This window comes from Phyllobacterium sp. GQ127, from assembly GCF_059758635.1.
This window is the reverse complement of sequence record NZ_JCAXDZ010000010.1, coordinates 15,462-42,438: the sequence shown is the minus strand read 5'-3', so window position 1 is coordinate 42,438 and position 26,977 is coordinate 15,462. Positions and strand designations below refer to the sequence as shown.

Sequence of the window (26,977 nt, the reverse complement as noted above, 5' to 3'; positions counted from 1 at the left end):
TTTGCGGCTACACATAAAAATCAGGTAATGCATATTATGGAACTTCTCTATTCGGTGTATTGAATCAAGCTCTCTCGAGCCTTCCAATTTCACCGGTATCCGCGCCGCAAATCCAATTCTTCCAATGACGCCTCGAGACCAAAATTGCGCAGCAACCCCTGGAATAATTGACAAACATCAGCGCCTGGCCCTCTTAATGAGTAAAGCGGATGCTGTCATCAACAGTGCAGTTACAACAAGAAGTATCGTGGAAACTGAGGCAATTTCCGGTCGCATGCCCGACCGTATTGAACCAAATACGTAAACCGGCCAAGGAGTTGAACCAGGCACGGCGACGAAGACAGACATTACGGTGTTATCGAGACTGAAAATGAATGAAAGTAGGAACGCTGCTGCAATTGCGGGTGTGAGCAGCGGAAGTGTGATATCGGCAAATATCCGCCATTTCGTAGCATAGAGATCCGCTGCGGCACTGTCGAGTTTTATCTCTAAGGAGGTTGCTCCCGCTCTTATCAATAAACTCGTGATGGGGAGTGTCAACAAAGCGTGAGCAAATACCAGGCGCACAATGCCATTCGAGAAAAATCCGATCTTGGTGTATTGGTTCAAAGTTACAAACCACGGCAATAGTGAAATAGCTGTAACGAGCTCGGGGGTAACCATAACCGTACACAAAGCAGCGACGGTCATCCCAGTAAATGCTCCGTTGCACCTCGCAAGGCCCAGGCCGCACAGCAATCCCAAAAATGTAGCGACAAACGCGCTCCCCATCGCCGCCGCCAGAGAAATGATTATGGACCTGTAAATGATAGGTTTTTTATAAACTGCTGCGAAGCCGTCAAAGCCAAAATGGTCCCAGACGGTCATAAGACGACCGACATTAAATGAGAAGACTAGCATAGTTAATATGGGAAGTATCAGAAACGAAACGGTTAGCACCGGTACTGCGAGTGTCATTGCCGTGCCACCAAGAGACTGAGAATTCTTCATATTATGGCCCCGCAGCATAATTTGACGGAGTATCGAGAACAACACGAACATGGTGATTGTAAAAAATGCGAACAACGTGGAAAACGAAACGGAAAAAAAGCAGCGACACCAGGATCGTGACTACAAGCACAACAGCGGAAGCAGATCCCCTCGCCCAGTTTTGCCCACCGAGGAAATCCGCTGCAACAAGGCTTCCCAACATATTACCTTTGGCGCCGCCCAGCACGGATGCGGTAACATAATCACCCATCATAAGAATGAACGTTATCGTCACTCCAGACAATATCCCAGGAAGGATCATTGGCAATGTTATGTTTATAAATGTTCCAATGCGGGTTGCGCCCAGGTCAGCGCTCGCCCATTCAAACGTGGGATCTAGCTTCTCACAAGCGACATAGATGGGGAAAATCATCAAGGGGAGAAAATTGTAAACGACACCGAGCTGCACAGCCAGTCTGGTATCGAGCAAACCTAGTGGCAGGGAGAGTAGCCCCGCATTTTGCAGGAAGTTCGAGAGAATCCCGTCGGGCTGAAGCAGCACACGCCAGCCCAAGGTGCGTACGAGAAAATTCGCGAAAAATGGTACCGCCACCAAGGCAAGGCAACATATACGAAGTCTCGCCGTAAGGATCTGCGTGGTTATGTATGAGAACGGAACTGCGATAATGAGACAGATTGACGTGCCTAAAACTGCGATTTTTAGAGTCGCATAAAGAGTTGTCAAATAAGGCCCGTGAAGTACCTCTCTATATCGGTCGAGTGACAGCACATCATTCGCGTGAGATTGGTAAAGGTCTGGTTTATAGCCAAAACTGTACCAAAATACATGGACGATGGGGATCAGAAAGAAAAGGAAAATATAGAGCACCGCGGGCGCTAAAAGCAGTATCGTCGAGCAGTTCGATCTGTGTGAATATCCGTTCACTCGTCCACTCCATAGACTAGCATGGCTTCGGGTTTCCACCCGAAGGTCACCTTATCTCCCACAACCAATCCTCCGACGAGCTTTCGTTCGACTTTTGCGCGAAGCTCGATTCCTCTCAAACCCCTAACGAGAACAATCAACGCGTCGCCAGTGTGTGATATGTTAGTAACCGTTCCTTGAAAGGTATTCTTCGCGGGTTGGCTGGAATTTCCAATAATTGAAATGTTCTCCGGCCGGATTCCGACGCACACCTGCTCTCCGGCGCGATAGTTTAGGGGTGAGCCTGGCACGAGCAGAACTTCACTAGCGGCTATAGATGCACGTTCAGAACTGACTATCCCCGTCAGGAAATTTTGCATTCCAAGGAAAGACGCGACATACCTGCTTTTCGGTGCATCATAGATACGCTCGGGGGAACCAACCTGCACGATTTTCCCCGTTCGCATGACGACAATGCGATCGCTCATGGCCATCGCTTCCCCTTGGTCGTGTGTCACAAGAATAAACGTCATATCCAGCTTCTGCTGAAGTAACTTCATCTCCAATTGGAGTTCCTCGCGCAGACCGCGATCAAGTGCGCTAAAGGGTTCATCGAGAAGCAGAAGGGCTGGCCGATTTACTACCGCACGGGCAAGCGCCACCCGTTGTTGCTGGCCCCCGGACAACTGCTTTGGCAGGCGTTCGGAAAACTGCTGCATTCTGGTAGCGTCGAGAATTTCTGCCACACGACGCGCGATTTCGTTGCGTTCGACCCCTCTTTGACGCAAACCATATGCGACATTTTCTGCAACCGTCATATGCGGAAATAGGGCGTAAGATTGAAAGACAGTGTTGACGTTTCTTAGGCGTGGGGGGACGTTGTTCACTCGCTCGCCAGAAATCGATAGACTGCCCTCATCCGGGTTTGCAAAACCTGCGAGCAACATCAATGTTGTTGTTTTCCCACAGCCTGAGGGACCCAGAAGTGAAACGAACTCTCCGCTTCCCACTTCTAAATTTACATTGTCGAGGGCTCGGAATTCCCCGTAATATTTGCTGACGTTGGTTAGTTTCACTGATCCCAGAACTGGCGAGATATTTTTCTCGCGAGAATCGGCTTCAGAACTACCAATAAGCTCACCGTTCATTTTCTAATATCTTCCGTCAGGCCGAGTTCGCATCTGCAAGCAAGGATAATACACAGATTGTGATGTCGATATCCGTTTTGCGAAACCGCCTGTGAAGATAACCGGGCTTGGAGCAGGCCTGCGGAAGCACTTCCTTTTGTTCAATTTCGCCCTTCATCGCCGTCCAGCACAAATGGCTAAGCGGCAGTGGTTGACAGACGTCGGCTAAATAATAGTATAAGTTAACAAGCGTTAATTCGGTAGGACGCCAAGCGGAGAGTGGATTGCACCTGTGCCAGAAAAACCGGAGGCCTTCAATGAACCGTGGGAACAGGGATCTTCGATCGTGCATTGCCGTACGTACGATGCCCATCAGCATGATGGACATCTAAGCGGCTGGGATTTCTCCTACGCCCAACTAGAATCTGGAAGTTTCCAAGGCCAAATCGCGCAGTTGATTCTCCCTGCCATCCAGATCGTGAATGAGTCCTACAATCATAGGCTTGAGCAAGTAGGTTCTGCTCCAAGCAACATGATCATGATCTCCGTACTTCTATCACGGGATACTAGCGCCAACTGCGACGGTTTCCCGCTCTTGCCGTTTGAGTTATATATCGTGAATAGGGGTAGAGATTTACGACTTAGCACCGGACGCGACGCTAATACGCTGACCATTGCAGTGGACGCCGGACTTATCAATGAGACTCTTTCTCCAAACCCTCTAGTCTGGAACCGTAGCGCTCGCGGCCAGCTAATTGCTGGCGAGATTGCGTCTGCGGTCACTTCTCAGGCATTGAGGATTCTCGATCTGTCACAAAGCTGCACGCAGAGCGCAGGGGTGGAGCTCCTTATAGATCTTATAGCTGAAGCGTTTCAATCAATTTTCGGTCCGATTGGTGAGTCATTGGAGCGTTGTTCCACAACTCGCCGCTTCATTTTCAATAAGTCACGCGAGCTTATACTGAGTAATTTGGAGGAACCGATCTCTCTCGCGAAAATTTGTACGACGCTCCAGATCAGCCGTCGCACGCTGGAATATAGTTTCCTAGATGCGGTCGGTATAACGCCAGGTCGGTATTCCCTCATGTGGCGCCTCAATATGGTGAGGCGAGAGATCTTGGAACATTCCGGGGGCAGTGCGTCAATCCAAGATATCGCATGTAAATGGGGTTTCTGGCACCTCAGTCGATTTGCCCAACACTATAAGGCGATGTTTTTGGAATTGCCGTCGCAGACCGCCTCGCGGTCATTGCGCGCATTATAGCGGCCGTGGTGCTCACATATCTAAAAGGCTTCACGCTGCCGAGCTCCAAATCTGGGCTAGCAGCAGCGTTCTTGCGCAAAGCGGATAATGGGAGGTACGACATCTGTGTATCCTGCTCCCTAACGCCTAGTCCAACGGCCTTTCAAAAGGGAGCGATTACCTATGGGGTATGTTCGAACAAGCGAGGAAATATCTCGCTTTGAAAGCTATTTTCATACTGTGACGATGCACGAGCAGCATCTTTGCTTTTGGTACAATACAACAGCTGAATTTGCACGTTATGTGCTGCCACCCTGTTTTGAGGTCCCAGAACAGCCTGGAGGCATGATGATTGTGTCGCTTATTCGTGAGTCGTATCAAGGAATATGCACTGAAGACGAAGAGGAGATTGGTCAAATTTGGATCAACGCCATCCACGAAGGAAAAGTTGGGCTGTACACGCTCACCTCCCTCGTAAGCGGTGACATGCAAATTAGTACGGGACGTGAAGCGTGGGGCATGCCGAAGAAGAGGGCTGTCTCAAATTTGTATGATGATGGCCGGACTATCTACGGTTATTCGGAGCGCCGTGGAACACGGCTCTTGCAAATGGAAGCGCAAGTCGGACCTGATCTAGGGCCATCCTCGAGCACAGAACGCTGTTATGAGGTTAAGGGATGGCTCAAGGCGGATGGTCGCGGCCTTCAGCATGATCCTCGTCTTATTGCGATCGACGTTGCCGAGAACTGGAATGTCTGGCGGGAAGGTGACCCAAGAAGTGCCAAACTCGTACTGACCGGCACTCCCCAAGATCCGGTTGATACAATTCCGGTCACAGGTATCGAAAGAGTAGCATACCGAGCCGGAGTATCTCAATGGACCATGGACTTTGATCGTGCTGTTGCGGATCCCCATGCCTACAAGCCCTATATTTATGGGCGCAACTGGGACGATTGGACGGATCGGGTTATTGCGACATCGGACAAGTCAACGATGGTGTTAAAAAGGGCGTCACCATGACAACAATAGAAGGCACTTCCTGTAAGATCTTGATGCCACGAACGCTGCTCACGAGTTTGGGGCGGCGGACGTTTCTTGGGTTTAGCGCCGCAGTCTTTGGCGCTGCCCTTTTTCCGAAGATTGGTCACGCATCGACTTCACTTAACATCTACAGCTATGCCGATTACGATGATCCAGCCGTACTTCAATCGTTTGGGGAGGTATCGGTCGATGCATACTCATCGAACGACGAGATGATTGCCAAACTGATCGCAAGTGGCGGTGTGTCGGGATACGACATCATTGTTGCCACAGGAATGTTCATTCCGCAGATGTCGAAACTTGGCCTACTTGAGCGGCTGGATCTCTCGCGACTTCCAAATCTTGGAAATATCGAGCAAGATTTTAAAGGAAGGTCGTGGGACCCCACAAATGCGTATTCCGTGTGCAAAGCATGGTTTACAACAGGCTTCGTTTATGACAGCGAGAAGATTAAACGCCCCATGGTTTCTTGGGCGGATTTCCTTGAGGCTGTACAGAGCGAAGCTCGTGGCGAGACGATTTTGCTGGACGACGCAGCGTATATGACCGGACTTTTTCAATTTTCTAAAGGTGGCAACTGGAACCAGTTGTCTCAAGCAGAACTAGATGGCTGCGAGCAGTTTATGGTTGACCGAATAGCGCCTCACATCAAGGCCTTCGACAGCGCGCCTTCAGGAGTAATTGCGGAGGGAAGTGCGGCTTTGGTGCAGACTTGGAATGGTCATGCGCGCCTTGGCCTTATGGAGAACAAAAATCCTGAGCGGTTCACCTGGGTTTTGCCTGGGCCGACGACCGAAATCGGTATGGACAACTGGTGCATTGCGAAGAACGCGCCAAATATTGACGTCGCCTACGAGTTCATCAATTTTATCCTTAACGACGAAAATTCCTATAAGGAGTTAGCCTATATTGGCTACCACACTGGGGTAAAAGGTCTTGAGGAGGTTGCCACCCATAACGATTTGGCGTATCGCGACTTGATATTCTTTCCTCCAGAAAAGATTGCGAAAATGCAGGAGTACGTTCTCGGCGACAGCCATCAACGGGCTGTAGAGATCTTTTCAAAATTCAAAGCTGCCGCCGGCAATTAGTGATCTGGCCGATACTTGCGTTGATGCCCCGGATCTCACAGGAAAAGGAAACCTGTAGGGCCCTGTTAAAGTCGGCGGCCGCATTCCGTCATCGACGCTGGCGCGCCAAATGTTCTGGTGCGATCCTGACGCCAAGGCGATAAACGACACGTTCAAGAAGGAAGGTCGATGGGAGGCGTTCAAGCGTTTCCTTGCCGACGGCAAACTATGCATTCCGAAGAATGCCGCCGAGACTCACTCTGCGCAGTATTGTTCTTGACAGGAAAGCGCGGCTATTCGCCCAAGCGGGAACGCAGGTCCCTCAATAAGTTCGATCGCTACAGCTAAAATAACGTGCGGAATGGACGGCATCCCAAGGATATCTCTCGACTGTTTCTGGAAGGCAAGGAGGTTGACACCAGGAATGTGAATTGTTAATTAACGCTTGTTAATACAAGCCCGCACCATTCGCGTCTAATTGGTTCAATTATGGGAGAAGGCACGATGTCGAACGAAAATACTGTCGAGTGGGAGCTCGTCGAAAAATGGACAAGCCGCGAAAACCTTAATACAAAGTGGAAGGTCTACGGCCCTCCATCTATCATCAACCCAGAGCGAAGCGCATTCTCGCAAGCGCCTTCTATGCCTCGCTGGAAGATGGAAGAGAAGGTGATCATTTCCGCTGCAATTAATGGGGCGTTCTTCACTAAAAACGAGAACCCTCATCAGGCCGTCACTGCTGCTGAGATTATCAAATCTGCAGAGGAGTGCATTGCGGAGGGCGCGCAGATTGTTCACGTCCATGCGCGTGATGCTAAAGGCTACAATGTACTTGATACCGGCGCGTTCACAGAGATCCTCACACATCTCCGCACAAACAATCCGGATGTTGCCTTCGACGCATGTCTCGTAGCAGTAAACGATGATGAATCTCGCCAGATGGGCGAAATGATGGAATCGGGCCTGCTGGACGGGGTGCCGGTCAACACCACAGCCTTGGTTCTGGGAGACAACCTGTTTGTCAAGCCTCCTCACGTTATCATTGAAAAGACTCGGCGGGCGCTGGCTGCTGGAATGCGTCCGCAGATTGCTGTCTACAATGACAGTGACATAGACAACGCAAGGCGTTTTCTCATCGACAGCGGTCTGTTGAAGCCGCCTTTCACATGGCTGGTCCTTTCCGGCTTGCCGGGTTGCAGTCCGATGTACAGCCCCGAAACCATGGTCGATGGCCTGATGCGAATGATCCGCTTGATCAGGCACATCGATCCTACTTCCAATATCATCACGTGCGCGGGAGGCCGAGGCAGCCTCTATACGGCGAACCTCTCGATGCTGTTGGGATGCCACGTCAGAGTGGGCATGGAAGATACCGTCTGGAAGTGGCCTCACAAGGACGACCTCATCGAAAGTAATGCTGCAGTTTTTGCAACCGTCCGCGATATGGCCTTCGCGCTCGGTCGCAAACTGATGACTGCTGCCGAGTATCGCGCTTTGGGCGTTACCAAGCCAACATTACCGGCGGCGGCAGAATAACGCGGAGAGTTCGCAATTCAGGAATTGGCCCGCGCAGACGTGACCGGCGCGGGTCGCTCGCCAATGTGAGCCAGCACTTAAGGTAGAATATGCTCAGCGACGTGACAGTGTTTCGCAATTGTGCCCAAACCTTCGGAGCTTATGGCGAAGGCGAAGGAAAAGCTTCTATTTCTCGATTGGTTGGCCCGCTGGACAGTCGGACAATGGGAGCCTACTTAGCCCGCTTTGACGGGCGATCAGTGCCTTGGACCGTGCAGTACGATGAACTGATCGTTTGTATTGAAGGTGAATTTCGGTTGCGAGTTGCAGAGGCGCTTCACACACTTGGCGTTGGTGATGTGATATGGATCCCAACCGGCACCACCCTCGCATACGAAGGTAAGGAAAGTTTTGTATTTATCGCGATTGCCCCGGTAGACTGGCGCAGCAAGTTCCCGCCGGCTTCGATCTAGACGCCCATTGGCTTCAAAAAAGAACGAAGCCTGGCACGAGATTATGATCTAGGTACGATTTAAACTCAAGCAGGCCCGATAAGCATGTTTTGAGCGAGCGTATAGAAATGCTTGCAGATTTTTTCAGGCGTGTAAGGGCCGCTGGGCCGGTACCAGTTTAACACCTTATCGCACATCGTAATGATTGCGAGCGCCGTCAGTCGAGCCTCTTGATGTGAAGCGGTCGCTGGAGATGGTATGGCTTCCACAATACTCGTAAGCCTGTCCAGATGTGCCCGCATCATACCTTTTACGTGGTGCCTGACATCTGGATCCAGCCGGTTCAGTACGCCCGACTCTAGCAGCCGATCATTGGCCTGGGCAATGCGTGAATGGTTGATCTGATAGGTAATATGAACCGTGATCGCGTTCTTGAGCCTTTCGATCGGCGAAGCGTTGGGAATGTCTGCCGTGGCGAAAGCATCGTTGAATGCTCCCAATGCCTGCGTGATGGCCTCAGCGAGAAGTTCCTCTTTGGATCTATAATGATTGTAGACGGCCGGAGCTTTGATCCCAACTTCGCTCGCGATGTCGCGCATTGACGTGGCATCGAAGCCGCGAGACCCGAAAAGTTCAATAGCGGCCTCAAGCAATCGCTCGCGCGTGTTAGAGCGACTGACCGATGTTTTTGATAGGGGACCGTTCGGACGCATCGACTGATCGGTCTCGCGGTTCTCAATCTCGGCGCGTGCGGCCTTGTTCAACATTTCTTCCTCACGAATGGGTGTTCATATAATGCGTCAGCCAATACCATGTGTCAAAGACCTCCACAAAGTTGCCCGCGAAGCGACGCTTTATCCGGTAATGCCGCCAAAATTCAGGCATTTCAAGTAAAAATACAAGAATGGTGGCGTTTAATCCGAGCGCCACCCCGCAACAGCTTGACATAGGGTCGATAGTGGAATCAATATTAATGATCGTTCATTCACATAGGGGCGGTCAGAAAACATATCTAGAGCATGAGGTGCCCGAGCGGGCCATTCAAAACACAAAGTCGGCAGAAGACCGAAATTTCAGAAAGGGAACTAAAAATGTCGATAGAAACTGAAAGTGTCTACCCACCGAATGCGCGTCAAGGGTTTGCGCTTGCACTTGATGCCGAACTCGCAAAGCGAGTCCAATCTCTCAGTGATGCGCCGCATACCTCTTCGGAGTGCTATGGCTCGACGCGCTCGTGCATTGTTGAAGCCGCGGTTTGGGCTGCAATCGGGGTGACCATCTGGATCGCCACACTGATGTATTTCACCTGAGGAGGACGAACATGAGCAGTGATATAAAGCTGACCCAATCGCGTGTTATGGAAGAAGCTCTTTCCGGACGCCTTCCTCTTCGAGGCGACGAGCGCGTTTACAAGGGTTATGGATCCTTTCTTTGGACTTGCACCGCGTTTAGCGCCGCCACTTGGGCGTTTCTCATAGGCGGGTTCCTTCCCTACGTGGGTGATGTTCGCATTGGCGTTTTGGGCTATCTCGCCGGCATGCTGATCGGTATGGCGATCGTTATACTTGCGTCCGGTCTGCCGTCGTACAAATATGGAGTTGAGCCGATCGATGCAGCCAAAGCATCATTCGGCCCCTACGGGATCGCACTTCCCTTGTTCGGTCTTCTTGCAACGTGTATCGGTTGGACATACGTGGTCGTCGCCTTGACGGCGCGAGGAGCTGCGAACGTTCTCCAAACGGTCGAGCAGTCCGAAACGCCAACCTCGGAACCGATCGTCATAGGCCTGGCGCTTTTCACCATGTTCGCAGTTTGGCTTGTGGCTAGCAAAGGCCCTTGGCTATTCGAGAGAATTAGTAACTACATCGCACCCGGCCACATTCTGGTGACTCTCGTGATGCTCGGACTGCTTCTCTACCATTATGGGTCCGACTTGTGGACAATGCAGGTTCCAGCGGATCAACGTCTCGCGACTACGCCAGGGCAAGGTTTCGCTCTCGCTGTCGAATTCGGTATTTCGAACTCCCTCACCTGGTGGCCCATCATGGGTGGGCTTACGCGCCTCGTTTCGCGCCGGAAACATATCGTTGGCCCGGCCGTCATCGGGGTCGGGGTTCTCGGCGCTGCCTTCATCTCCCTTGTAGCAGCTTTCGCCGCGGTTTCGGCGGGTACGCCTGATCCTACCATTTGGATGATCAAGCTTGGGGGCGCGGTTCTAGGATCCTTGATCATGACGTTTGTCCTTGCCGCGAACATAGCGACAATGGTCATCATGCTTTATCTGGCCGGCGTTTCGGTTCAGCAGATCAAGCCCCTCACGCGAGTTCGGTGGGACATTCTCATCGCCGTCATGCTGCTTCCCGGTCTCTATGTGGCATTTCGGACGGAATGGACGCTCTCGATTGTGATGAGCTGGCTTTCCTATAACGGTGTGATGTTCGTCGGCATCACAGGCATCACCTTCGTGGATTACTTCATCCTTCGCCGAGAAAAGCTTTCACCCGCACATCTTTTCTCGCGGGATCCTGCCGGGCGATACTGGTTCTGGGGCGGCGTTAATTGGGTGGCAGTGGTCATTTCTCTGGCCTCGGTCGGGCTCTACCTCTTCCTCTACAATCCGGTTGCTGCCACGATGCATCCGCTTGCGCACTACCTAGGTGCCGGCATTCCTACCATCATTGTTGCCGGCTTTGTCTACTACCTAGTCATGAAAGTGCTTGTCATTCCCTTCGGCAAGGGAGGCTACGAAACCAGCTATTCTCCGGCACAGGAAGTCGTTCCAACGCTCTGAGGGAGAATTTGCGGGAGGCGCCGGGCGTCTCCCGCACATTGGTGAGTTCCCACCAACGGATGCGGTCAAACAAGCAACCGTTCTAGTCTGCTTCTCGTTCCAACGTCCCAGTCAGCCCGGCCCTGTCGGCCCGCGACTTCACAGGTTCCTTTTTCAAAACAATAGCATCCGGGAACCTTGACACTTCGCTCACATTCTGTATTAATGAGCGTTAATTAATAGAGGGAGCTATGTCACAGAAACGTATCATGCTTGTCGGTTGCGGCCATATGGGTAGGAGTGCCTTGGGTATCCTGGCGCGCCAGATGCCCCACGCGACATTTACGGTGGTTGATAGATCTGCTGAGAATCTCCAGGCCGGTATATCGCTTGACCCTTCCCGTATCGTGGGGCGCCAGGCTGACATCCTCTCAGATCGAATTGACGCGCATGGATATGACGTTCTGGTCAATTTTGCCGGCCCCTTCTTTTTGGGAAGCGACCGCGTAGCGCGCGCCGCCCTCGACGCCGGTGCGGCCTACGTTGACGTCTGCGACGACGCCGAGGGCACGCAGACGATTCTGTCTCTGGATGAGGAGGCAAGGCGGAAAGGCGTCCCCTTGATCACCGGCGGCGGTCTATCCCCTGGCGTATCAAATTGGTTGGCGTGCCGTCTTCTGGAGACGAACCCGCAACTGGATGGCATCAAGGTTGTTTGGATCGTGCAGGAAAAAGATCCGGGTGGCTTAGCAGTCCTTCGCCATATGCTTCACATGGCTGTGGCGCCATGCCCCACATGGATTGATGGCCACATGGAATATACCAAGGGGTTTGTCCCGGAAACTGGCGAATTTTTCGTCGTACCTGCGCCGTTCGAAAAGGTCGAAGCCTACGATACCGCCCATCCTGAACCAGTGACACTGGCACGTCATTTCCCGCACCTGAAACTCGTACAGTGCAAGGGATCGCTGACGCCCAACTGGGCAAATCACGCTTTCTCGACGTTGGGCCGTATCGGTTTTGGACGGAGTGAACTGAAGGTAGCCATTCAGGGCATGGAAATTGAACCAATTGAGGTTCTATGGCGGCTGTTGTGGGAGCGACACAATCGGCAGCCAGAACGCCTGAGGCCATCGGTTACTCAGATCAACGTGATAGGCACCGTTGGCGGCCAAGCCCAGGTGATGAATACAATTACCGATGACAGCGACATGAGCCGCGGAACTGGTCTTGGAATGGCTGCGGCTGTCATGACTTTGCTTCGGGTAGGCGCTCGGAGCGGAGCAGCCGGTGTCGAAGCTCTTGATCACGAAGCGGGCCTCAATCATTTCGCAAGTTTGGCGACGGCCGAAGGAGCGTTCATGGAAGGCATCGTGGAAACAAAGGTTTGAAACACACAACCCGGTAACCGGAATACCGGGCCAAAAGGGAACAGAAAAATGGGTATCAGTGAACTTCGTCCGCTAATCGGAGACTCTTTTTGGTCAAAGGGAGATCTATTTGATGTTTTCGAGCCCACCACCGGCAAGGTAATCGCACAAGTTCCGGATGTCGGGGCCGAAGGCGTAAACGCCGCTGTTGCCGCAGCCAAGGCGGCATCCTTCGGCTGGGGCTCGACGCCACCGCGCGATCGTGCCGCAGCGCTGCTGTCGTTCACCGATGCGATCATGGCACGTGTAGAAGAATTTGCGGAACTCGAAGCACGCGACGTTGGAAAGCCCTTGGAGAAGGCTCGCGCTGAAATGGCATCCGCAGCCGACAAGTATCGCTTTTTCGCCGGCGCCTGCAGGACGCTGACCGTCCCAGCCTGTGGCGAATATAAACCGGGCATCACCAGCATGGTGCGGAGGGAGCCTATTGGCGTAGTGGGAGCGATTTCTCCCTGGAACTATCCAATGGGAATGACCGCCTGGCGTATCGGCCCTGCCTTGGCTGCCGGAAACACAGTCGTCCTGAAACCGACGCAAGTCACGCCGCTGACAGCGATGCTCCTTGGCGAGATCGCCCAGCAGATTTTACCGCCTGGAGTGCTTAATATCGTTACAGGCTTCGGGAGTACAACGGGCACACATCTCGTTCGACATCCGGACGTAGGAATGATCTCACTGACCGGCGGCACTGCCACCGGTCGTACGATCATGACGGAGGCTGCTGAATCCATAAAAGTGGTTCATTTGGAACTCGGAGGCAAAGCGCCTGTTCTCGTCTTTGACGATGCCGACATCGACAGATTGGCGGCGACTTTGAAAGGTGCCGCATTCGGCAATTCAGGGCAGGACTGCACCGCCGCCTGCCGGGTCTATGTCTCCAAGAAACGCGAGAAAGACGTCGTGGAAGCACTGGCATCGATGGCGCGCGCGATTAAAGTCGGCGATGGCTTTAGCGAGGCCGGCATCGATATGGGCCCGGTCGTGTCCGAAAAGCATCGCGGATTTGTATCGGGCTTCGTCGACCGCGCAATTCGCGGTTCATCTGGGCGGGTGGTCTTTGGGGGACACATTGAAGGCCCGGGATATTTCTACGCACCAACCGTTGTCGACGGCATCGACCACAGCGCTGAGATCATCCAGAACGAGATCTTTGGACCAGTGGTGGCCGTGACGACGTTTGAGGACGAGACTGATGCAATCGAGAAGGCAAACGATCTCGAAGTCGGGCTCGCAGCCTCGGTCTGGACGTCGGATGTGGAACGAGCGCTCGTCGTGGCTGGTCGTGTCAAAGCGGGGACCGTTTGGATCAACGACCACGGCCCGACTGCTGCGGAAATGCCCTTTGGTGGCTACAAGCAGTCTGGCATCGGACGCGATCTCTCCATCTATGCAATCGAGGCTCATACAGAACTCAAGCATATTGCAATCACTCACCGGGAGCGGATTTGATGGTTGCGATCGTAGGTACGAACGAAATGAAACCTGGTCAGGAGCCCAGTCGCTTCTCGTTTGATGATAATGTGCCGGTTTCGGTACAGAAAGCTGTGCTGAGGCTTTTAGACGATTGGCGATTCCTGCCTGATGAACGGGGCGTTCGATTGTCTGTCCTGCCCGGTGGTGCAAACAACGTCAATCTCGTGGTCACTTCCGGGGATAAAAAATGGGCCTTGAAGGTGCGGGAGATCAACGCTTCGTTCGCCGGCACCTCGGTGACCGCAGCAATCGAGGCGCAGACGCTAGCTGCGAAGCTCGGGCTCGCACCAGAAATCTTCGCCACCTGTCTTCCTGAAGGGCATTTCATGTCTGCGTTCGTCGAGGGACAGACACTCAGACCTATCCTTATCAGAAGTTCATCGATGGCGCCCGCGATCGTCGATACTCTGAAGCGCCTCCATGCCCATCATTTCGACAGCCGAAAGTTCGATATTTTCGAGGATCTTCGCAACTTCATGGCGGGCGCAGCGAAGCTGGGTGGATCCTATCCCAGACCCTTTCAAGGACTTGTGGAAATAGCACAACGATTTGAAAGTGTCCTTTCGCAAGCCAATGCTCCCACGGGGTTCGGGCACAACGACCTTGTGCCGCAAAACTTTATAGCCTGTTCCGATGGGATAAAGATGGTCGATTTCGACTATGCGGGCGAAGCGTTGCTCGCGATCGATCTCGCTAGTGCCACTTCGCAAGCGGAGATGTCAAACGACGAGACTCGGTCTTTCCTGGAGCTTTACGATCCGGGTCTGGATGAAGGTCAAGTGGCGCGGGTGAATGTTCTCCGGTTTGTCAACGCGCTACGCGAGGTAGCCTGGGCCGCGATGGCCGAACCTTTCATGGCGTCCAAGACGACACTACTCGAAGGTTGGAGCTACCGATCGCATGCGGAGGTGAACATCAGCCTCGCAGAAGTCCTTATTCGCGAAAATCCCGCCGACGAACTAGCAGCCAAAGCCGGTTACGTGCGTTCAGGTGCACTCTTTTGATGGGATACTCGATGTCAGATGAAGCGGTGCACTCCGTGATGGAAGCGGTCGCTAGGTTCGCGAGCAAAACGCCTGAAGTGCTCGCCCTTACGCAAGGCGATTTTGGGCTATCGTATCGTGAGCTTGAAGCTGAAGTTTCAAATGCGTCACGTCGCCTTTGCGGCTTGGGAATTGAGCGCGGTGAGCGAGTGATCATTGTCGGTCACAACAGTTGGAGATGGGTCGTAGCCTATTTGGCCACAATGCGGATCGGAGCGATCTGTGTACCTATGAACAACCGCATTGCGCCCAAGCAGGTTGGCGAGCTTGTCGACCTATTGGGAGCCCGCTTCGTCCTTTCCGATCTGGATCACGTGGCATTGTTTACTGAACGCCCTGCTTTAGCGGTCTACGGACTCGGCGAAAATGTTGGTATCGGTGACCTGTGGCATTGCAAAGCAATTGGCACGCTGCCATCGATGCCTGACCTCGAAAGCCCTGCCCTTATCAGCTTTACATCCGGCACGACCGGCACACCGAAGGGTGCTGTTCTGAGCCATCGCGCGCTCGTTAATGGCGCGCTCGCCTTTGTCAGCACCATGGAGTTTACCTCTGAGGACAGTACGCTTGTCGTTGCCCCACTCTTCCACAATACGGGGTTCAACGACCAGGTAGGTGTGATGTTTCTAGCAGGGGGACGACTTGACATCCTATCCAGATATAGAACGAAGGATGCCCTAGCAGCGCTCGAAGCCCGCCCGGTGACCTTTATTACGGCTGTCCCAAGTGTGCTACGTCTCATGATGACCGCAGACAACGCGGACGCTGCCTTCCAAAAAGCCAGCACGGTGTTGTTCGGTGGGTCGCCAATGCCGGCGGCGTGGTCGTCAGAACTGCTAAGACGCTGGCCGCATCTTCAGCTCTGGCATGGGTACGGCCTTACCGAGTTTACATCCTGCTGTACTTTGCTCCCACCTCGCCTGATAGAGCGCTTCGGTGAATCCATCGGATTTCCCCCTGTAGATATCGAACTACGGCTCGTAGGCGAAAATGGCGAAGATGTCCCAAATGGGGAGGTCGGTGAGATATGGGTGGCGGGCGCGACTCGGATGTCCAGCTATTGGAAACTGCCCGAGATCACCGCTCAGAAGCTCGAAGGCAAGTGGCTTAGGACCGGCGATCTTGGTCAATACCGGGACGGGCTTCTCTATCACGTCGGCCGACGGGACGACGTGATTAATCGAGGTGGCGAAAAGGTACTTCCGTCCTATGTCGAGTCCATTCTGGCTGAACGGCCAGATGTCGCCCAATGTGTAGTCTTTGGGGTGCCCGATCCAGTCATGCAGCATCGGGTCCTGGCTGCGGTTGAAGTTCGGGAAGGACGGACCTTCAATCAGGCGGCTGCCGTCGAGCACTTGGCAGACAGGCTTCCGAAATATGCCCTACCCGAGGATTTCATCATCGAAGCGAGCCTTCCCAGAACGGCGTCAGGGAAAATCGATGGCCGCGCAGTGCGTGCAGCATACCTTGAACAGCAAGGATCCCCGCTCGCGACAACAAAGGAGTTGCAGTAATGGCACGTCAGTGGAGAACAATCGTGATCGGCGCAGGCGGTTCACAGGCTCAGGCGATGCTACGCGGTATAGCACGAGCAGGCACGACCGAAGGCTGGCTCGCTATCGACCGCTCCTGGCGGCCTGCAGTTCGATCCGCGTCGGAGAATATGGGCTTCGCGATTCAGGAGTGCGACCCGCTTGCAGACCCCGCTGCGTTGAGGGAACTGCTCAGCTCGGCGGATCTCGTTATCAATATGGCGGGCCCTTATTATCGAACCGGCTTTTCCGTCCTTGACGCCGCGATCGAGACGAAGACGCACTACCTCGATATCTGCGATGATGCCGACATCACGTTGCCGATGCTGGAACGCGACCAACTCGCTAAAGATCGCGGAATTTCCGCACTCATTGGGATGGGCTCATCGCCGGGTACGACCAACATTCTGATCCGGAGCGCAGTCGATTTTCTGGGACCGGTCGATGACGTCGACATTTACTGGACCGTCGATGTTGCTGATTTGACGGAGGCCGCAATCCGCCATTTTTGGCATTGCTTCAACCTTGTCGATCCTGATGGAACGATCCATCCGGTGGCCGGCTGGGAAGGCTTGGAGCGCCGCGAAGTGGTATTTCCAGATCCAGTCGGCGCACAGACGGTTGTCAGGTTGGCCCATCCAGAGCCTTTGACCATACCACGTTTTCTGTCGGTAAAACGGGCGTCCAATTTTGGCGGCCTCAACCCAGAAGAAGCGCTCATCACAGCGTGGGCTCTTGCACACATCGCCGATGAGCAACGATCCGACGGCCAGCTCACCGAGCAGGCTGCCAATCTCTTCCGGCACTACAGGGAACGGCGCACCGGCGCAGCGCGTATCGGCAGCGGGATGATCATTGACGTTCACACGGGTGGAATGGGCCTCAGATTTGCTGCGGGCAGCGACGGCGGCATGGACGATTCCACCGGCATTCCCGCCGCGGCCGGTGCGTTGCTCATGCTCGAAGGTAGAATCGAACGTCGTGGCGCTTTCGCACCTGAGGTCGTGAAGCCTTCGGACTTTTTTGAAGTGCTCCGGCGTGTGAGCACGGGCGGAGGGGGGCTTTCGCTCTTCAAACTGGAAAACGGCGTCCCAACGGACCGGATGAGAATCCGTGATCTCGTTGCGGCCGCAGCAAACCAAAGGGAGGTGGCGTAAATGAAGACACTTGAAGGGAAAGTCGCTCTTGTCACGGGTGGTGGTCGCGGTATCGGCGCAGGTATCGCTGAAGGTCTATCCCGCGCCGGCGCCAGTGTTGCACTTATGGGCAGGACAAGAGCGCAGCTCGAGGAAGTGGCCGCGAGAATCAAGTTGGCAGGTGGGAACGCGACGGTCCACACGGGGAGCGTAAGCGATCCTGATGCCGTTGAGCATATACTCGACGAAGTGTTTAAAGAGCATGGAGGTCTCCAAGTTGTCGTCAACAACGCGGGCATCGTGGACGAGGCCGAGTTTCTTGAGATCACACTCGAGGGGTGGAACAAGACCATCGGGACCGATCTGACCGGTGCGTTTCTGGTAACACAGCGAGCCGCCAGGAGAATGCTGCTGACGGGCGGAGGGTCCGTAGTCAATATCGCATCGATTGACGCGCACGGCTATGACGGCCCACAGGGCTCGTATGTGGCTGCAAAGGCCGGGCTGGTCGGTCTGACCAAGAACGCGGCTGTCGAACTCGCGAAACATAAGATCCGCGTCAACTCTGTCAGCCCCGGGTGGACACGAACTCAGATGATAGAGGAGTTCGTATCGGAGAAAGCGCTCCGTCACATGATGACTGATTTTGGCCGCGTCCCAATGAGGCGGCTGGTCGAGATCGAAGAACTTGCCAATGCTGTGGTCTTTCTGGCGTCGGATAAAGCTTCAGCCATCACCGGCATAGAACTGCCGGTGGACTGCGGAACGCTTGCCACCCTCCACGTCTACGAATCCATCCAAGCACTGTCTTAAGGAAAAAGCTGATGTCACCACGTATAGCCATTATTGGAGCCGGCGTTGCAGGGTGCGGTGCCGCGCGCAGAGCTGCCGCCCTCGGAGCGAAGGATGTCGTGGTGCTGGAAAAGGGCACCCCAGCGTCTGGATCCTCTGGACGGTCCGCTGGCGTTTACAATACGCAGACGCTGGATCCACTGCAGATCGAAATCCGTATCCGTTCGCGGGAGATCCTGTTTGAGCTCGAGCGCAAACGCGCGCTGCCCCTCGCCCGGATCGGAAACATCCGCATCGCGACCAGCCAATCCGACATTCCACGGCTGGAGCAGGCACTAGCGACGATCAAGGCCTTCGGAGCCGATGACACAAAGATTTTGTCAAAGGCAGAGCTGCAGGCGCTCGTCCCTGACCTGCGATGTGATGACGTCGTTTCCGGGCTCTATGGGGTCAATGACGGGCATCTCGACGGGCATCTGCTCTGCTCCGCTCTGGGCGACGAAGCCCGCGATATGGGTGCGCGATTCATGAACAACACCGAGGTAACTGCGTACGAAAAGCGTGGCTCAACCCATGTGCTGACGACAAACCGCGGTCAGATTGAATGCGATGTCGTCATCAACGCTGCGGGGGCCTGGGCCGGGAAAGTCGGGGAGCTTCTTGGCCACGCCGCTCCCATCAAACCGGAAGTCCACGAAGTGATCATCGTGAAACTTCCGCGGAAACTCGATTATGTCGTGCCGATGTGTAACTTTTACATGCCGGGACAGAATGGGGCCGGGATCTATTTCCGACAGGACGGTGAGGACTCCCTCATCGCGGGGCTTCATACCTACTATTCAGTGGAAGGCCACGAAGTAACCGACCCGGATGTCTACAGCCCGCCCGATGGAGACGATTATTTTCTGGAAGTTGCGCAACTGGTCAGCGATCGGCTGCAGATCGATGGTCTCGGGTTCAAGAACGGATGGCACGGGCTTTATCCCCTCAGCGCCGACGGTGATTTCCAGATTGGACCTTACGCCTCCGATCCCTCGGTTATTGTCGTCGCCGGAATGGGTGGAGTCGGCGTCACCAGTGGTGCCCTTACAGGTGCTCTCGCCGCGGAATGGGCAATTCTTGGCAAACCGATGACCGTCCCAGGCGCAGCAAGGCTTGTTCCGGACCGTGTTTCACGAGCTGCCTAGACCAATACGTTTTCGAAGAAAGGCTACGACGTGAAAGTTCTCCTTACCAATGACGATGGTTATCAGTCGCCCGGTGTCGCCGCTGCTCGAGACGCCCTGATCGCCAGTGGACTGCAAGTCCTGACTGTCGCCCCGGACGGCCCCCGAAGCGGAACGTCGCGTTCCGCATCATTTCGAAAGGCCATTACCATGACCCTGGCGGGTGGCGATGAAGTCAATCCAGTTTATGCAACAAATGGGACACCAACGGATTGCGTTAGAGTGGCTGTTTTGTCCGGAATGACGTCACAAATCGATGCGGTGGTCTCCGGTATTAACGAAGGTGCCAATCTAGGCGACGACGCCACTTACTCAAGCACGCTCGGATCCGCGATCGAGGGTGCGTTGATGGGTTTTCCAGCGATCGCTGCCTCTCAACAATCGCGAGACGGTCGTTTTCGCCTCATCGATTTGACGGATTACGACTTTGCTTGGGGTGCAAGGGCGATGGCGGAATTGACGAAGCTGCTGATACGGGATCGTGCCAAGCTCCCTCCTCGTTCCGTCTTGAACTTCAATGCCCCTGCCAAGCCCGGACGACAGGTTAAGGTGGCGGGCCTTGATCGAAGGGTCTGGGACCCCGCGCGGGCCCACAGCGTGGAAACGGATGGCGGTACAGGTTGGATGTTGTTTGGCACCCATCCGGAACTTGATCCAGTTTTCGAGCACCGTCCGAACTCGGACTCGTGGGTTTTGTCAAAAGGTGACGGTGCGGTAACGCCGTTGAACTTCGAGTGGGACACACCAACCGCGCGCGGTCGGTTCGCGCGGTGGACGCGCTCGGCGGTCGTTGAATTAAATGGCCTGATTTCGGACGCTGTACCCCTCCTGAAAGAAGATCGGCAATGAACAAACGTCCATGCGTAGTGATCAGCGGCGCCGGGGGTGACATTGGCCGGGCCCTCGCTGTCAAGTTTGCCAGCGAGGGGCGAGACATAGCCTTGCTCGACCGGGACATTACCAATCTCGCTCCTGTCGAAGAAGCGATACGTCGCCAAGGAGTTGGCAGGATCCTCACATTGGCCGCGGATCAGACTGATCCGGAGGCGGTAGACCGAGCTATTGGTGAAGTAGGCGAGACGTTTGGTCCAATCGGAACGTTTGTCGCCAATGCAGGCTTCGCACGTTTTGGCGGCTTTCTGGAGACCTCACGCAAAGTTTGGGATCTTCATGTCGATATCAATCTGAACGGCACGTTTTACATCGGACAGGCCGTTGCCCGCAACATGGTTGCGGGGGGCAAAGGCGGCAGCATCACATTGATTTCGTCATGCCTCGCTTTGTTCCACGCTGATCAGACAGGAGCCTATAGTGCTACCAAGGCCGCCCTTTTGATGCTCACGAAAACCATGGCCGCCGAATTGGGCATTTACGGAATCAGGACAAACTCCGTGCTTCCTGGTGTGGTGGAAACAGCAATGACGCGCCCGATGTTGGATGTCGCGGGCTGCAGAGAGGTATTGCTTCAGGAAACGCCGGTCGGTCGGCTTGGTAGACCCGAAGACGTAGCCGAGGCCGTCGCATTCCTGGCTGGTCCTGCCGCCGGCTTTATAACGGGCGCATCGCTTTTGGTTGATGGAGGCCAATCCATCTACGGGCAGCCACAGTGGGTCCGCCAAGATCGATCGAAGGCCGGTGATCCGCAGTGGCTATCGAACGCGAGCGGCCTCCCGGTGTGAGCAAGGAAATTAGAATGAAACTGCACACCGATAGAGAGAATGCCATAGTAACCGGGGCAGCCTCGGGGATCGGTGCGGCTGTGACTCGCAAGCTGGCCGCGCGTGGCGCCAATGTATTTTTGATCGACCGGGACCCCGATGGTCTCCAACAAACAGCATCGAGTGCCTCCGAGAGTGATGGGGAAATTGAAATTTTCGTGGGTGACATTACGAGCGGCAAATGGGTTGAACGCATTGCTGGGAAAATAGCGCGGCAAGGTAGCGTCGATACGGTGGTGCACTGCGCTGGTATTGCTCGCCTTGGAACAGTGGTCGAAATGGATGAGGCAACCTTTGATCTCGTCGTCGGCGTCAATCTGAAAGGCACTTACTTACTTGCAAAGCATCTAATTCCGATCCTGGTGGATCGAAGAGGTTCGTTTACTGCGATTGCGTCCGATGCCGGCACGCAAGGAGCTTCGGGCTACGCCGCCTATTGCGCAAGCAAACATGCGGTAGTCGGGTTGATCAAATCAATGGCCCTAGATCACGGCCCTCAGGGGGTCAGGTGCAACGCCATATGTCCTGGTTTCGTCGAGACGCCGATGTTGGAGCAACTATTCGCTGACAACCCCTCGGACCGCAGCTTCTATGAGAAGAGTGTCCCCTTGGGTCGCTTCGCTCGGCCGGAGGATGTGGCGGAACTCGCTGCTTTTGTGTCGTCCACGCAGGGATCCTATCTGAATGGCGGGATTCTTGCGCTTGATGGAGGGGCCACTGCAGGTTACTTCAGTGCAGCGGGAACGGGGCCGTGAAGCAGTAAATAGTCACAGGAAAGAACTGTCTCACATGGTGCAACGCACCGATAACACGGCCTATCGCCACGTTCAGCCCTGAACGCGGTATTTGGAGGATTGCAACGTTGAAAATTCTGGTCACCGTAAAGCGGGTTGTTGATTACAACGTGAAGATCCGCGTGAGGCCGGATGGTTCCGGTGTTGAGCTTGCAAATGTGAAGATGTCGATGAACCCGTTCGACGAGATTTCCGTCGAAGAGGCATTGCGGCTGAGGGAAGCCGGAAAGGCGGACGAAGTCGTCGTCGTCTCGGTCGGCCCGGCCAAGGCCGAGGAAACGCTGCGCACGGCGCTGGCCATGGGTGCCGACCGGGCGATCCTGGTCGAGGCCGACGATGCGGTCGAGCCGCTCGCCGTCGCCAAGATCATCAAGGGTGTCGCCGAGGCAGAACAGCCCGGGCTGATCATCGTCGGCAAGCAGGCGATCGATGACGATTCGAACCAGACCGGCCAGATGCTGTCGGCCCTGCTCGGCTGGGCGCAGGGCACCTTTGCCTCCAAGGTCGAGATCGGCGACGGCAAGGCTCAAGTCACCCGCGAAGTCGACGGCGGTCTGCAGACCATCGAGATCAAGCTGCCGGCCGTTGTCACCACTGACCTCAGATTGAACGAGCCGCGCTATGCCTCGCTGCCCAACATCATGAAGGCCAAGAAGAAGCCGCTCGACAAGAAGACGCCCGCCGATTTCGGCGTCGATACGACGGCACGGCTGAAGGTGCTGAAGACCGAGGAGCCCTCGGGCCGCAAGGCCGGCATCAAGGTCAAGACGGTGGCTGAACTGGTCGACAAGCTGAAAAACGAAGCCGGCGTGCTTTAAAGGTCCAGGAAAAGGAGACTAACACCATGGGCATTCTTCTTCTGGCTGATCACGACAATGCAAGCTTGTCCGACCAGACCGTCAAGACACTGACGGCTGCTTCCAAGATTGGCGGCGACGTGCATGTGCTGGTCGCCGGCAAGGGCGCAAAGGCTGCGGCTGACGCAGCTGCCAAACTTTCCGACGTTTCCAAGGTACTGCTTGCCGACAGCGACGACCTTGCCAACAACCTCGCCGAGCCACTGGCAGCCCTGATCGTATCGCTGGCCGGTTCCTACGACACCATCATCTCGGCCGCCACCTCGACCGGCAAGAACGTGCTTCCGCGCGTCGCAGCACTCTTGGATATTGCCCAGATCTCGGAAATTACCGAGGTGATCTCGGTCGACACGTTCAAGCGGCCAATCTATGCCGGCAATGCCATCCAGACGGTCCAGTCGAGCGAGGCCAAAAAGGTGATCACCGTGCGCACGGCCTCATTTGCTGCTGCCGCTGACGGCGGCTCGGCTTCGGTTGAAAGCATCTCGGCGGCAGCCAATCCCGGCCTTTCGACCTTCGTCAAGGACGCGCTGTCCTCGTCGGACCGTCCGGAATTGACATCGGCCAAGATCATCATCTCCGGCGGCCGGGCGCTCGGTTCGGCGGAGAAGTTCAGCCAGATCATCCTGCCGGTGGCCGACAAGCTCGGTGCCGCCGTCGGCGCATCGCGCGCCGCGGTCGATGCAGATTATGCCCCGAACGATTGGCAGGTCGGCCAGACCGGCAAGGTCGTCGCCCCGCAGCTCTACATCGCGGTTGGCATTTCCGGCGCCATCCAGCATCTGGCCGGCATGAAGGACAGTAAAGTCATCGTCGCCATCAACAAGGACGAGGAAGCTCCGATTTTTCAGGTCGCAGACTACGGCCTCGTCGGAGACCTCTTCGAAATCCTGCCGGAATTGGAAAAATCTCTTTAAGGACAGTGTGCACCCCCTCTCCGCAAGTCGCTTGATTGCGCTTTAGACCAAAGAGGAAATGAAATTGATGCGAACTGATGTGGCCTTTTGGTCGGAAGGCAGCAAACTGCGAGGCTGGTTCTACGGACCGAGCAAGAGCGCATCGCCCTTTCCGACCGTGATCCTTACCCATGGATTCTCGGCAGTAAAAGAACAATATCTCGATCGCTATGCCGAAGTGTTCGCCGCTCACGGACTTGGAGTGCTCGTCTATGACCATGCCTGCTTTGGCGATAGCCAAGGGGAGCCGAGGTTCGAGGTGGATCCCGAGCGCCAGCGGCGCGGCTATCGCGATGCTATCACATTTGTTCAAACGATGGATGGGCCGGACCCGGAGCGGATCGGTATATGGGGAACGAGTTACAGCGGTGGCCACGTCCTGGTAGTTGCCTCGCAAGATCGACGTGTAAAGGCAGTCGTCGCGCAAGTGCCCACTATCAGCGGATCGAAAGTGGCAGTGCGCAGGACACAAACACCGCAAGCGGTCATACTCAGGTCGAAGTTAGCAGACGATCGCAGGAATAGGGTCCTAGGTCATAAAGGCGCACTTGTCGACGTGGTAACAAGCGACCAAGGCGAACCTTGTGCGCTCCCGGGAGTGGATAGTCATGAGTATTTTACAGTTTCGGCGATTATGGCTCCTAATTGGAATGCGAAGGTGACCTTAAGAAGCCTCGAGCTCGCAAGGCAAAATGAGCCAGGATCGTTCGTGCGGTTGATCAGTCCAACTCCGCTGCTGATGATTGTCGCGGAAGATGACCACCTCACACCGACCGATCTCGCCTTGGACGCATTCGACCGCGCCGAGGAGCCAAAAACATTGGAAATCCTTCCCGGTGGTCACTTCGCCCCCTACACAACGCTGTTCGACAGATCGAGCCGGGTTGCTGCGGAATGGTTCGTTGAAAAGTTAAGCGCCAAGTAAATTTGCGCTCAAGCCGTGTTCCGTAAGGGAGAACGAAGTGGAGGTTGTGCGGTGAAGAAAACTTATAACTGTGGGTTCTATTTCAAATGCAACGGCGGGTGGGACGATAGACGGTCTGCTGTTCGACGGGATGACCATCATGGCCGGCGGGTTTGCTGAACACCAGAAGCGCTGATTCTTGCCGTCCGGATTTCAGTTCCCGGAGTACGTAGACTAAGCATCTTAGAGCATATCAGGCCGCGAAGTAATAAACGCATTCTCGAACGCGATTTGTCCCGGTACCGGCTATGCTTACGGATATTCAGGCGTTTCACAAATAGATGACCTCGGACGCGGGCATTGTTTGAGTGCCTTTCCTAGGTCACCGAAGGAGCCAGGAATCCATCTCTGTACCGCCGAGGAGGTTGCGGATTGCGCCATCGTCTAAGTGTGTCTGCCGGATTTCAAGTAAAATGAGAAGGCTGCGAGAGCACAACGGTAGACGTCAGCGCTGAAGAGACACGGTGTCGCAAGACGTTTTCAACGTAGCTATCGATGGTCTGTCTTGCTATGCAGTCAGTAACGGATAAATCGAACATCGGCCATTTAATGTCGCAAGATTTCAATGCTGAGCTCCATGCGCGACCCTCAATCTACTTCATCGGTCCCGCATATGTGGAACACATTGCAATGCTGCCTGCACTTTCTATGCAACATCATGGCAACGGGCTTCTGTTGGATGAAAATCCGCAGCAAACTGTGAACGTTCGAACCCAGGTGGAACGTCATACAGAGTTTGTCACTGTCACCCGCGTGACAATGCTCGACACGGACGCTCAGGAATGGCCGGAATCTCATTTGTCGGTAAAAGACGCCGCAGAGCTTGCCGGAATCTCGTCGCCTAAGCTCATATGCCGGATTGGCGTGCTCGTCTGCGGACCAGCGCCAAGCGAACTTGGACCGGTATTGAATGCACTAGGCTTTCAGGACACCGCTGCATCGTCGATTGGCGGTGGTGCCGCGCAGGTCTGTTCCGACTTTCGAGTGTGGCGTGGCCAGACGAGCCGAGTGATCCTCTTTAACACGAACTTGAACGCCTATCGCTTGGGACGCATGGTGCGGCGGATCTATGAAATCGAGACATACCGGTCGATGGCCCTGCTTGGACTACCTGAGGCCCGGCGACTTGCGCCGATCCTCGGGTTATTCGATGCAAGACTGATCGAGCTCACGGATCGCAATCGAACCACGCCGACTGATAAGCACAGACAATTGCTCGACGATATTTCCGAGCTTTCGGCTCAGATCATCTCCGCGACCGCGGAAACTCGGAACCGGTTCGGCGCAACTGCTGCATACTCGAAAATTGTTGAAGAGCGGATTGCAGAGCTTCGGGAGACTCATGTCCCGGGGTTCCAGCGTTTCGGTATCTTCGTTGCCCGGCGCTTCAGACCCGCCGTCAGAACGTGCGCAGCAACAGCTGTGCGGCTGGAGCAGTTGTCGCATGCCACGATGCACCTGATCGATTTGCTGCAGACTCGAATCCAGGTCGAAATCGAATATCAAAACGCCGTCCAGATTAAGGTCACAGCCGATCGGGCCGCCACACAGGTAAAAATTCAGCGTGCCGTGGAAGGCTTTTCGATCATCGCAATCAGCTATTATTTGTTAAGTCTGCTCAAGATCGTTTTCGAGACCGTCGAACATGCGGGCTACCATGTTGGCCCGATGGTAATGCTGGTTTCGATTCCAGTCGTTGTTGTCGCCGTCTGCGTCACCGTGCTCCGTGTCAAGCACGCGTTGGAATCTGGCGATTGACGATGGCAATTGCCGAGGCTTTTGTGGAGAGGCAGGCTTCGTCTGGCAGACCCGTCCTTTTGAAAAGAGCGCGAGTTCAAGCAATCGGCGAGGTTAGCAAGGACTTACCCTGAACTTCCAGTCAACTGGACTATAAGGAGTGCTGGCTTGATCTGGCACCAAGGTTCGCAGGATTTCAATTGCGAC

General features: G+C 54.8%; 25 protein-coding genes. 21 read left to right on the top strand and 4 right to left on the bottom strand.

Annotation, left to right across the window (positions count from 1 at the left end; all coding sequences use genetic code 11):
* Window positions 1–177: 177 nt before the first annotated feature.
* Genes AC6CHM_RS23370 through AC6CHM_RS23360 form a run of 3 tightly spaced genes read right to left on the bottom strand, consistent with a single transcriptional unit; the run spans window position 178 to window position 3,042 of the window.
* Entirely contained in the window at window positions 178–990 is an 813-nt protein-coding gene (locus tag AC6CHM_RS23370) for an ABC transporter permease (RefSeq protein ID WP_498175431.1), read from the bottom strand.
* 1 nt (window position 991) lies between these two features.
* On the bottom strand, window positions 992–1,915 hold the full coding sequence (locus AC6CHM_RS23365; protein ID WP_498175429.1) for an ABC transporter permease: 924 nt from the start codon (window positions 1,913–1,915) through the stop codon (window positions 992–994).
* Window positions 1,912–3,042 (bottom strand): ABC transporter ATP-binding protein, encoded by a 1,131-nt coding sequence (locus AC6CHM_RS23360; RefSeq protein ID WP_498175427.1) that lies wholly within the window; start codon window positions 3,040–3,042, stop codon window positions 1,912–1,914. Before AC6CHM_RS23360 ends, AC6CHM_RS23365 begins: the two co-directional genes overlap by 4 nt.
* A gap of 271 nt (window positions 3,043–3,313) precedes the next feature.
* Between AC6CHM_RS23360 and AC6CHM_RS23355 the strand changes: the two genes are divergently transcribed.
* The 5 genes from AC6CHM_RS23355 (at window position 3,314) to AC6CHM_RS23335 (ending at window position 8,363) form a co-directional block, all read left to right on the top strand.
* On the top strand, window positions 3,314–4,285 hold the full coding sequence (locus AC6CHM_RS23355; RefSeq protein ID WP_498175425.1) for a helix-turn-helix domain-containing protein: 972 nt from the start codon (window positions 3,314–3,316) through the stop codon (window positions 4,283–4,285).
* A gap of 162 nt (window positions 4,286–4,447) precedes the next feature.
* Window positions 4,448–5,284 (top strand): acetoacetate decarboxylase family protein, encoded by an 837-nt coding sequence (locus AC6CHM_RS23350; protein WP_498175423.1) that lies wholly within the window; start codon window positions 4,448–4,450, stop codon window positions 5,282–5,284.
* The gene (locus tag AC6CHM_RS23345; RefSeq protein ID WP_498175420.1) at window positions 5,281–6,396 is read left to right on the top strand and encodes an ABC transporter substrate-binding protein; all 1,116 of its coding nucleotides are present in this window, start codon (window positions 5,281–5,283) and stop codon (window positions 6,394–6,396) included. Before AC6CHM_RS23350 ends, AC6CHM_RS23345 begins: the two co-directional genes overlap by 4 nt.
* Before the next feature lie 483 nt (window positions 6,397–6,879).
* Window positions 6,880–7,911 carry a 3-keto-5-aminohexanoate cleavage protein gene (locus AC6CHM_RS23340; RefSeq protein WP_498175418.1) on the top strand — a complete coding sequence of 344 codons (1,032 nt, stop codon included), beginning with the start codon at window positions 6,880–6,882 and terminating at the stop codon, window positions 7,909–7,911.
* Between the two features lie 89 nt (window positions 7,912–8,000).
* On the top strand, window positions 8,001–8,363 hold the full coding sequence (locus tag AC6CHM_RS23335; RefSeq protein WP_498175416.1) for a EutQ-related cupin domain-containing protein: 363 nt from the start codon (window positions 8,001–8,003) through the stop codon (window positions 8,361–8,363).
* 65 nt (window positions 8,364–8,428) lie between these two features.
* Here AC6CHM_RS23335 and AC6CHM_RS23330 read toward each other — a convergent pair whose 3' ends face one another.
* Window positions 8,429–9,109 carry a TetR/AcrR family transcriptional regulator gene (locus AC6CHM_RS23330; protein ID WP_498175414.1) on the bottom strand — a complete coding sequence of 227 codons (681 nt, stop codon included), beginning with the start codon at window positions 9,107–9,109 and terminating at the stop codon, window positions 8,429–8,431.
* 324 nt (window positions 9,110–9,433) lie between these two features.
* On the opposite strand from AC6CHM_RS23330, the gene AC6CHM_RS23325 reads away from it, so the two are divergent.
* The 16 genes from AC6CHM_RS23325 (at window position 9,434) to AC6CHM_RS23250 (ending at window position 26,791) form a co-directional block, all read left to right on the top strand.
* A complete protein-coding gene (locus AC6CHM_RS23325; RefSeq protein ID WP_498175412.1) occupies window positions 9,434–9,652 on the top strand; it encodes a hypothetical protein in 219 nt (72 codons plus the stop codon).
* A gap of 11 nt (window positions 9,653–9,663) precedes the next feature.
* The gene (locus AC6CHM_RS23320; RefSeq protein WP_498175410.1) at window positions 9,664–11,133 is read left to right on the top strand and encodes a cytosine permease; all 1,470 of its coding nucleotides are present in this window, start codon (window positions 9,664–9,666) and stop codon (window positions 11,131–11,133) included.
* 230 nt (window positions 11,134–11,363) lie between these two features.
* Window positions 11,364–12,503, top strand: coding sequence for a saccharopine dehydrogenase family protein (locus AC6CHM_RS23315; RefSeq protein WP_498175408.1), 1,140 nt, complete (start codon window positions 11,364–11,366; stop codon window positions 12,501–12,503).
* 48 nt (window positions 12,504–12,551) lie between these two features.
* The gene (locus tag AC6CHM_RS23310; RefSeq protein ID WP_498175406.1) at window positions 12,552–13,991 is read left to right on the top strand and encodes an aldehyde dehydrogenase family protein; all 1,440 of its coding nucleotides are present in this window, start codon (window positions 12,552–12,554) and stop codon (window positions 13,989–13,991) included.
* On the top strand, window positions 13,991–15,019 hold the full coding sequence (locus tag AC6CHM_RS23305) for a phosphotransferase (protein WP_498175404.1): 1,029 nt from the start codon (window positions 13,991–13,993) through the stop codon (window positions 15,017–15,019). The genes AC6CHM_RS23310 and AC6CHM_RS23305 overlap by 1 nt, the downstream gene beginning before the upstream one ends.
* 11 nt (window positions 15,020–15,030) lie before the next feature.
* Entirely contained in the window at window positions 15,031–16,572 is a 1,542-nt protein-coding gene (locus AC6CHM_RS23300) for a class I adenylate-forming enzyme family protein (RefSeq protein WP_498175402.1), read from the top strand.
* Window positions 16,572–17,747 (top strand): saccharopine dehydrogenase family protein, encoded by a 1,176-nt coding sequence (locus AC6CHM_RS23295; RefSeq protein WP_498175400.1) that lies wholly within the window; start codon window positions 16,572–16,574, stop codon window positions 17,745–17,747. The genes AC6CHM_RS23300 and AC6CHM_RS23295 overlap by 1 nt, the downstream gene beginning before the upstream one ends.
* Window positions 17,748–18,539, top strand: a complete 792-nt coding sequence (locus tag AC6CHM_RS23290; RefSeq protein ID WP_498175398.1) for an SDR family NAD(P)-dependent oxidoreductase — start codon at window positions 17,748–17,750, stop codon at window positions 18,537–18,539.
* Between the two features lie 11 nt (window positions 18,540–18,550).
* Window positions 18,551–19,705, top strand: a complete 1,155-nt coding sequence (locus AC6CHM_RS23285; protein ID WP_498175396.1) for an NAD(P)/FAD-dependent oxidoreductase — start codon at window positions 18,551–18,553, stop codon at window positions 19,703–19,705.
* Window positions 19,706–19,735: 30 nt separating this feature from the next.
* Window positions 19,736–20,593: a 5'/3'-nucleotidase SurE gene (gene surE, locus AC6CHM_RS23280; RefSeq protein ID WP_498175394.1), complete on the top strand. Its 858-nt coding sequence runs from the start codon at window positions 19,736–19,738 to the stop codon at window positions 20,591–20,593.
* Window positions 20,590–21,423: an SDR family NAD(P)-dependent oxidoreductase gene (locus tag AC6CHM_RS23275; protein WP_498175392.1), complete on the top strand. Its 834-nt coding sequence runs from the start codon at window positions 20,590–20,592 to the stop codon at window positions 21,421–21,423. Before surE ends, AC6CHM_RS23275 begins: the two co-directional genes overlap by 4 nt.
* Window positions 21,424–21,437: 14 nt before the next feature.
* On the top strand, window positions 21,438–22,217 hold the full coding sequence (locus AC6CHM_RS23270; RefSeq protein WP_498175390.1) for an SDR family NAD(P)-dependent oxidoreductase: 780 nt from the start codon (window positions 21,438–21,440) through the stop codon (window positions 22,215–22,217).
* Between the two features lie 107 nt (window positions 22,218–22,324).
* Window positions 22,325–23,074 carry an electron transfer flavoprotein subunit beta/FixA family protein gene (locus AC6CHM_RS23265; protein WP_498175388.1) on the top strand — a complete coding sequence of 250 codons (750 nt, stop codon included), beginning with the start codon at window positions 22,325–22,327 and terminating at the stop codon, window positions 23,072–23,074.
* 26 nt (window positions 23,075–23,100) lie between these two features.
* Entirely contained in the window at window positions 23,101–24,030 is a 930-nt protein-coding gene (locus AC6CHM_RS23260; protein ID WP_498175386.1) for an electron transfer flavoprotein subunit alpha/FixB family protein, read from the top strand.
* Window positions 24,031–24,097: 67 nt separating this feature from the next.
* Entirely contained in the window at window positions 24,098–24,994 is an 897-nt protein-coding gene (locus AC6CHM_RS23255; RefSeq protein WP_498175384.1) for an alpha/beta hydrolase, read from the top strand.
* Between the two features lie 588 nt (window positions 24,995–25,582).
* Window positions 25,583–26,791, top strand: a complete 1,209-nt coding sequence (locus AC6CHM_RS23250) for a DUF3422 domain-containing protein (RefSeq protein ID WP_498175529.1) — start codon at window positions 25,583–25,585, stop codon at window positions 26,789–26,791.
* Window positions 26,792–26,977: the final 186 nt, after the last annotated feature.

Bases quoted from the DNA above. Each gene is read 5' to 3' on its own strand.
- AC6CHM_RS23325 (WP_498175412.1), top strand. From the start codon at position 9,434: ATGTCGATAGAAACTGAAAGTGTCTACCCACCGAATGCGCGTCAAGGG.
- AC6CHM_RS23275 (WP_498175392.1), top strand. From the start codon at position 20,590: ATGAACAAACGTCCATGCGTAGTGATCAGCGGCGCCGGGGGTGACATT.
- AC6CHM_RS23370 (WP_498175431.1), bottom strand. From the start codon at position 990: ATGAAGAATTCTCAGTCTCTTGGTGGCACGGCAATGACACTCGCAGTA.
- AC6CHM_RS23250 (WP_498175529.1), top strand. From the start codon at position 25,583: ATGTCGCAAGATTTCAATGCTGAGCTCCATGCGCGACCCTCAATCTAC.
- AC6CHM_RS23330 (WP_498175414.1), bottom strand. From the start codon at position 9,109: ATGTTGAACAAGGCCGCACGCGCCGAGATTGAGAACCGCGAGACCGAT.
- AC6CHM_RS23260 (WP_498175386.1), top strand. From the start codon at position 23,101: ATGGGCATTCTTCTTCTGGCTGATCACGACAATGCAAGCTTGTCCGAC.
- AC6CHM_RS23340 (WP_498175418.1), top strand. From the start codon at position 6,880: ATGTCGAACGAAAATACTGTCGAGTGGGAGCTCGTCGAAAAATGGACA.
- AC6CHM_RS23315 (WP_498175408.1), top strand. From the start codon at position 11,364: ATGTCACAGAAACGTATCATGCTTGTCGGTTGCGGCCATATGGGTAGG.
- AC6CHM_RS23305 (WP_498175404.1), top strand. From the start codon at position 13,991: ATGGTTGCGATCGTAGGTACGAACGAAATGAAACCTGGTCAGGAGCCC.
- AC6CHM_RS23270 (WP_498175390.1), top strand. From the start codon at position 21,438: ATGAAACTGCACACCGATAGAGAGAATGCCATAGTAACCGGGGCAGCC.
- AC6CHM_RS23285 (WP_498175396.1), top strand. From the start codon at position 18,551: ATGTCACCACGTATAGCCATTATTGGAGCCGGCGTTGCAGGGTGCGGT.
- AC6CHM_RS23295 (WP_498175400.1), top strand. From the start codon at position 16,572: ATGGCACGTCAGTGGAGAACAATCGTGATCGGCGCAGGCGGTTCACAG.
- AC6CHM_RS23320 (WP_498175410.1), top strand. From the start codon at position 9,664: ATGAGCAGTGATATAAAGCTGACCCAATCGCGTGTTATGGAAGAAGCT.
- AC6CHM_RS23290 (WP_498175398.1), top strand. From the start codon at position 17,748: ATGAAGACACTTGAAGGGAAAGTCGCTCTTGTCACGGGTGGTGGTCGC.
- AC6CHM_RS23310 (WP_498175406.1), top strand. From the start codon at position 12,552: ATGGGTATCAGTGAACTTCGTCCGCTAATCGGAGACTCTTTTTGGTCA.
- AC6CHM_RS23335 (WP_498175416.1), top strand. From the start codon at position 8,001: ATGCTCAGCGACGTGACAGTGTTTCGCAATTGTGCCCAAACCTTCGGA.
- AC6CHM_RS23345 (WP_498175420.1), top strand. From the start codon at position 5,281: ATGACAACAATAGAAGGCACTTCCTGTAAGATCTTGATGCCACGAACG.
- AC6CHM_RS23255 (WP_498175384.1), top strand. From the start codon at position 24,098: ATGCGAACTGATGTGGCCTTTTGGTCGGAAGGCAGCAAACTGCGAGGC.
- AC6CHM_RS23350 (WP_498175423.1), top strand. From the start codon at position 4,448: ATGGGGTATGTTCGAACAAGCGAGGAAATATCTCGCTTTGAAAGCTAT.
- AC6CHM_RS23360 (WP_498175427.1), bottom strand. From the start codon at position 3,042: ATGAACGGTGAGCTTATTGGTAGTTCTGAAGCCGATTCTCGCGAGAAA.
- AC6CHM_RS23300 (WP_498175402.1), top strand. From the start codon at position 15,031: ATGTCAGATGAAGCGGTGCACTCCGTGATGGAAGCGGTCGCTAGGTTC.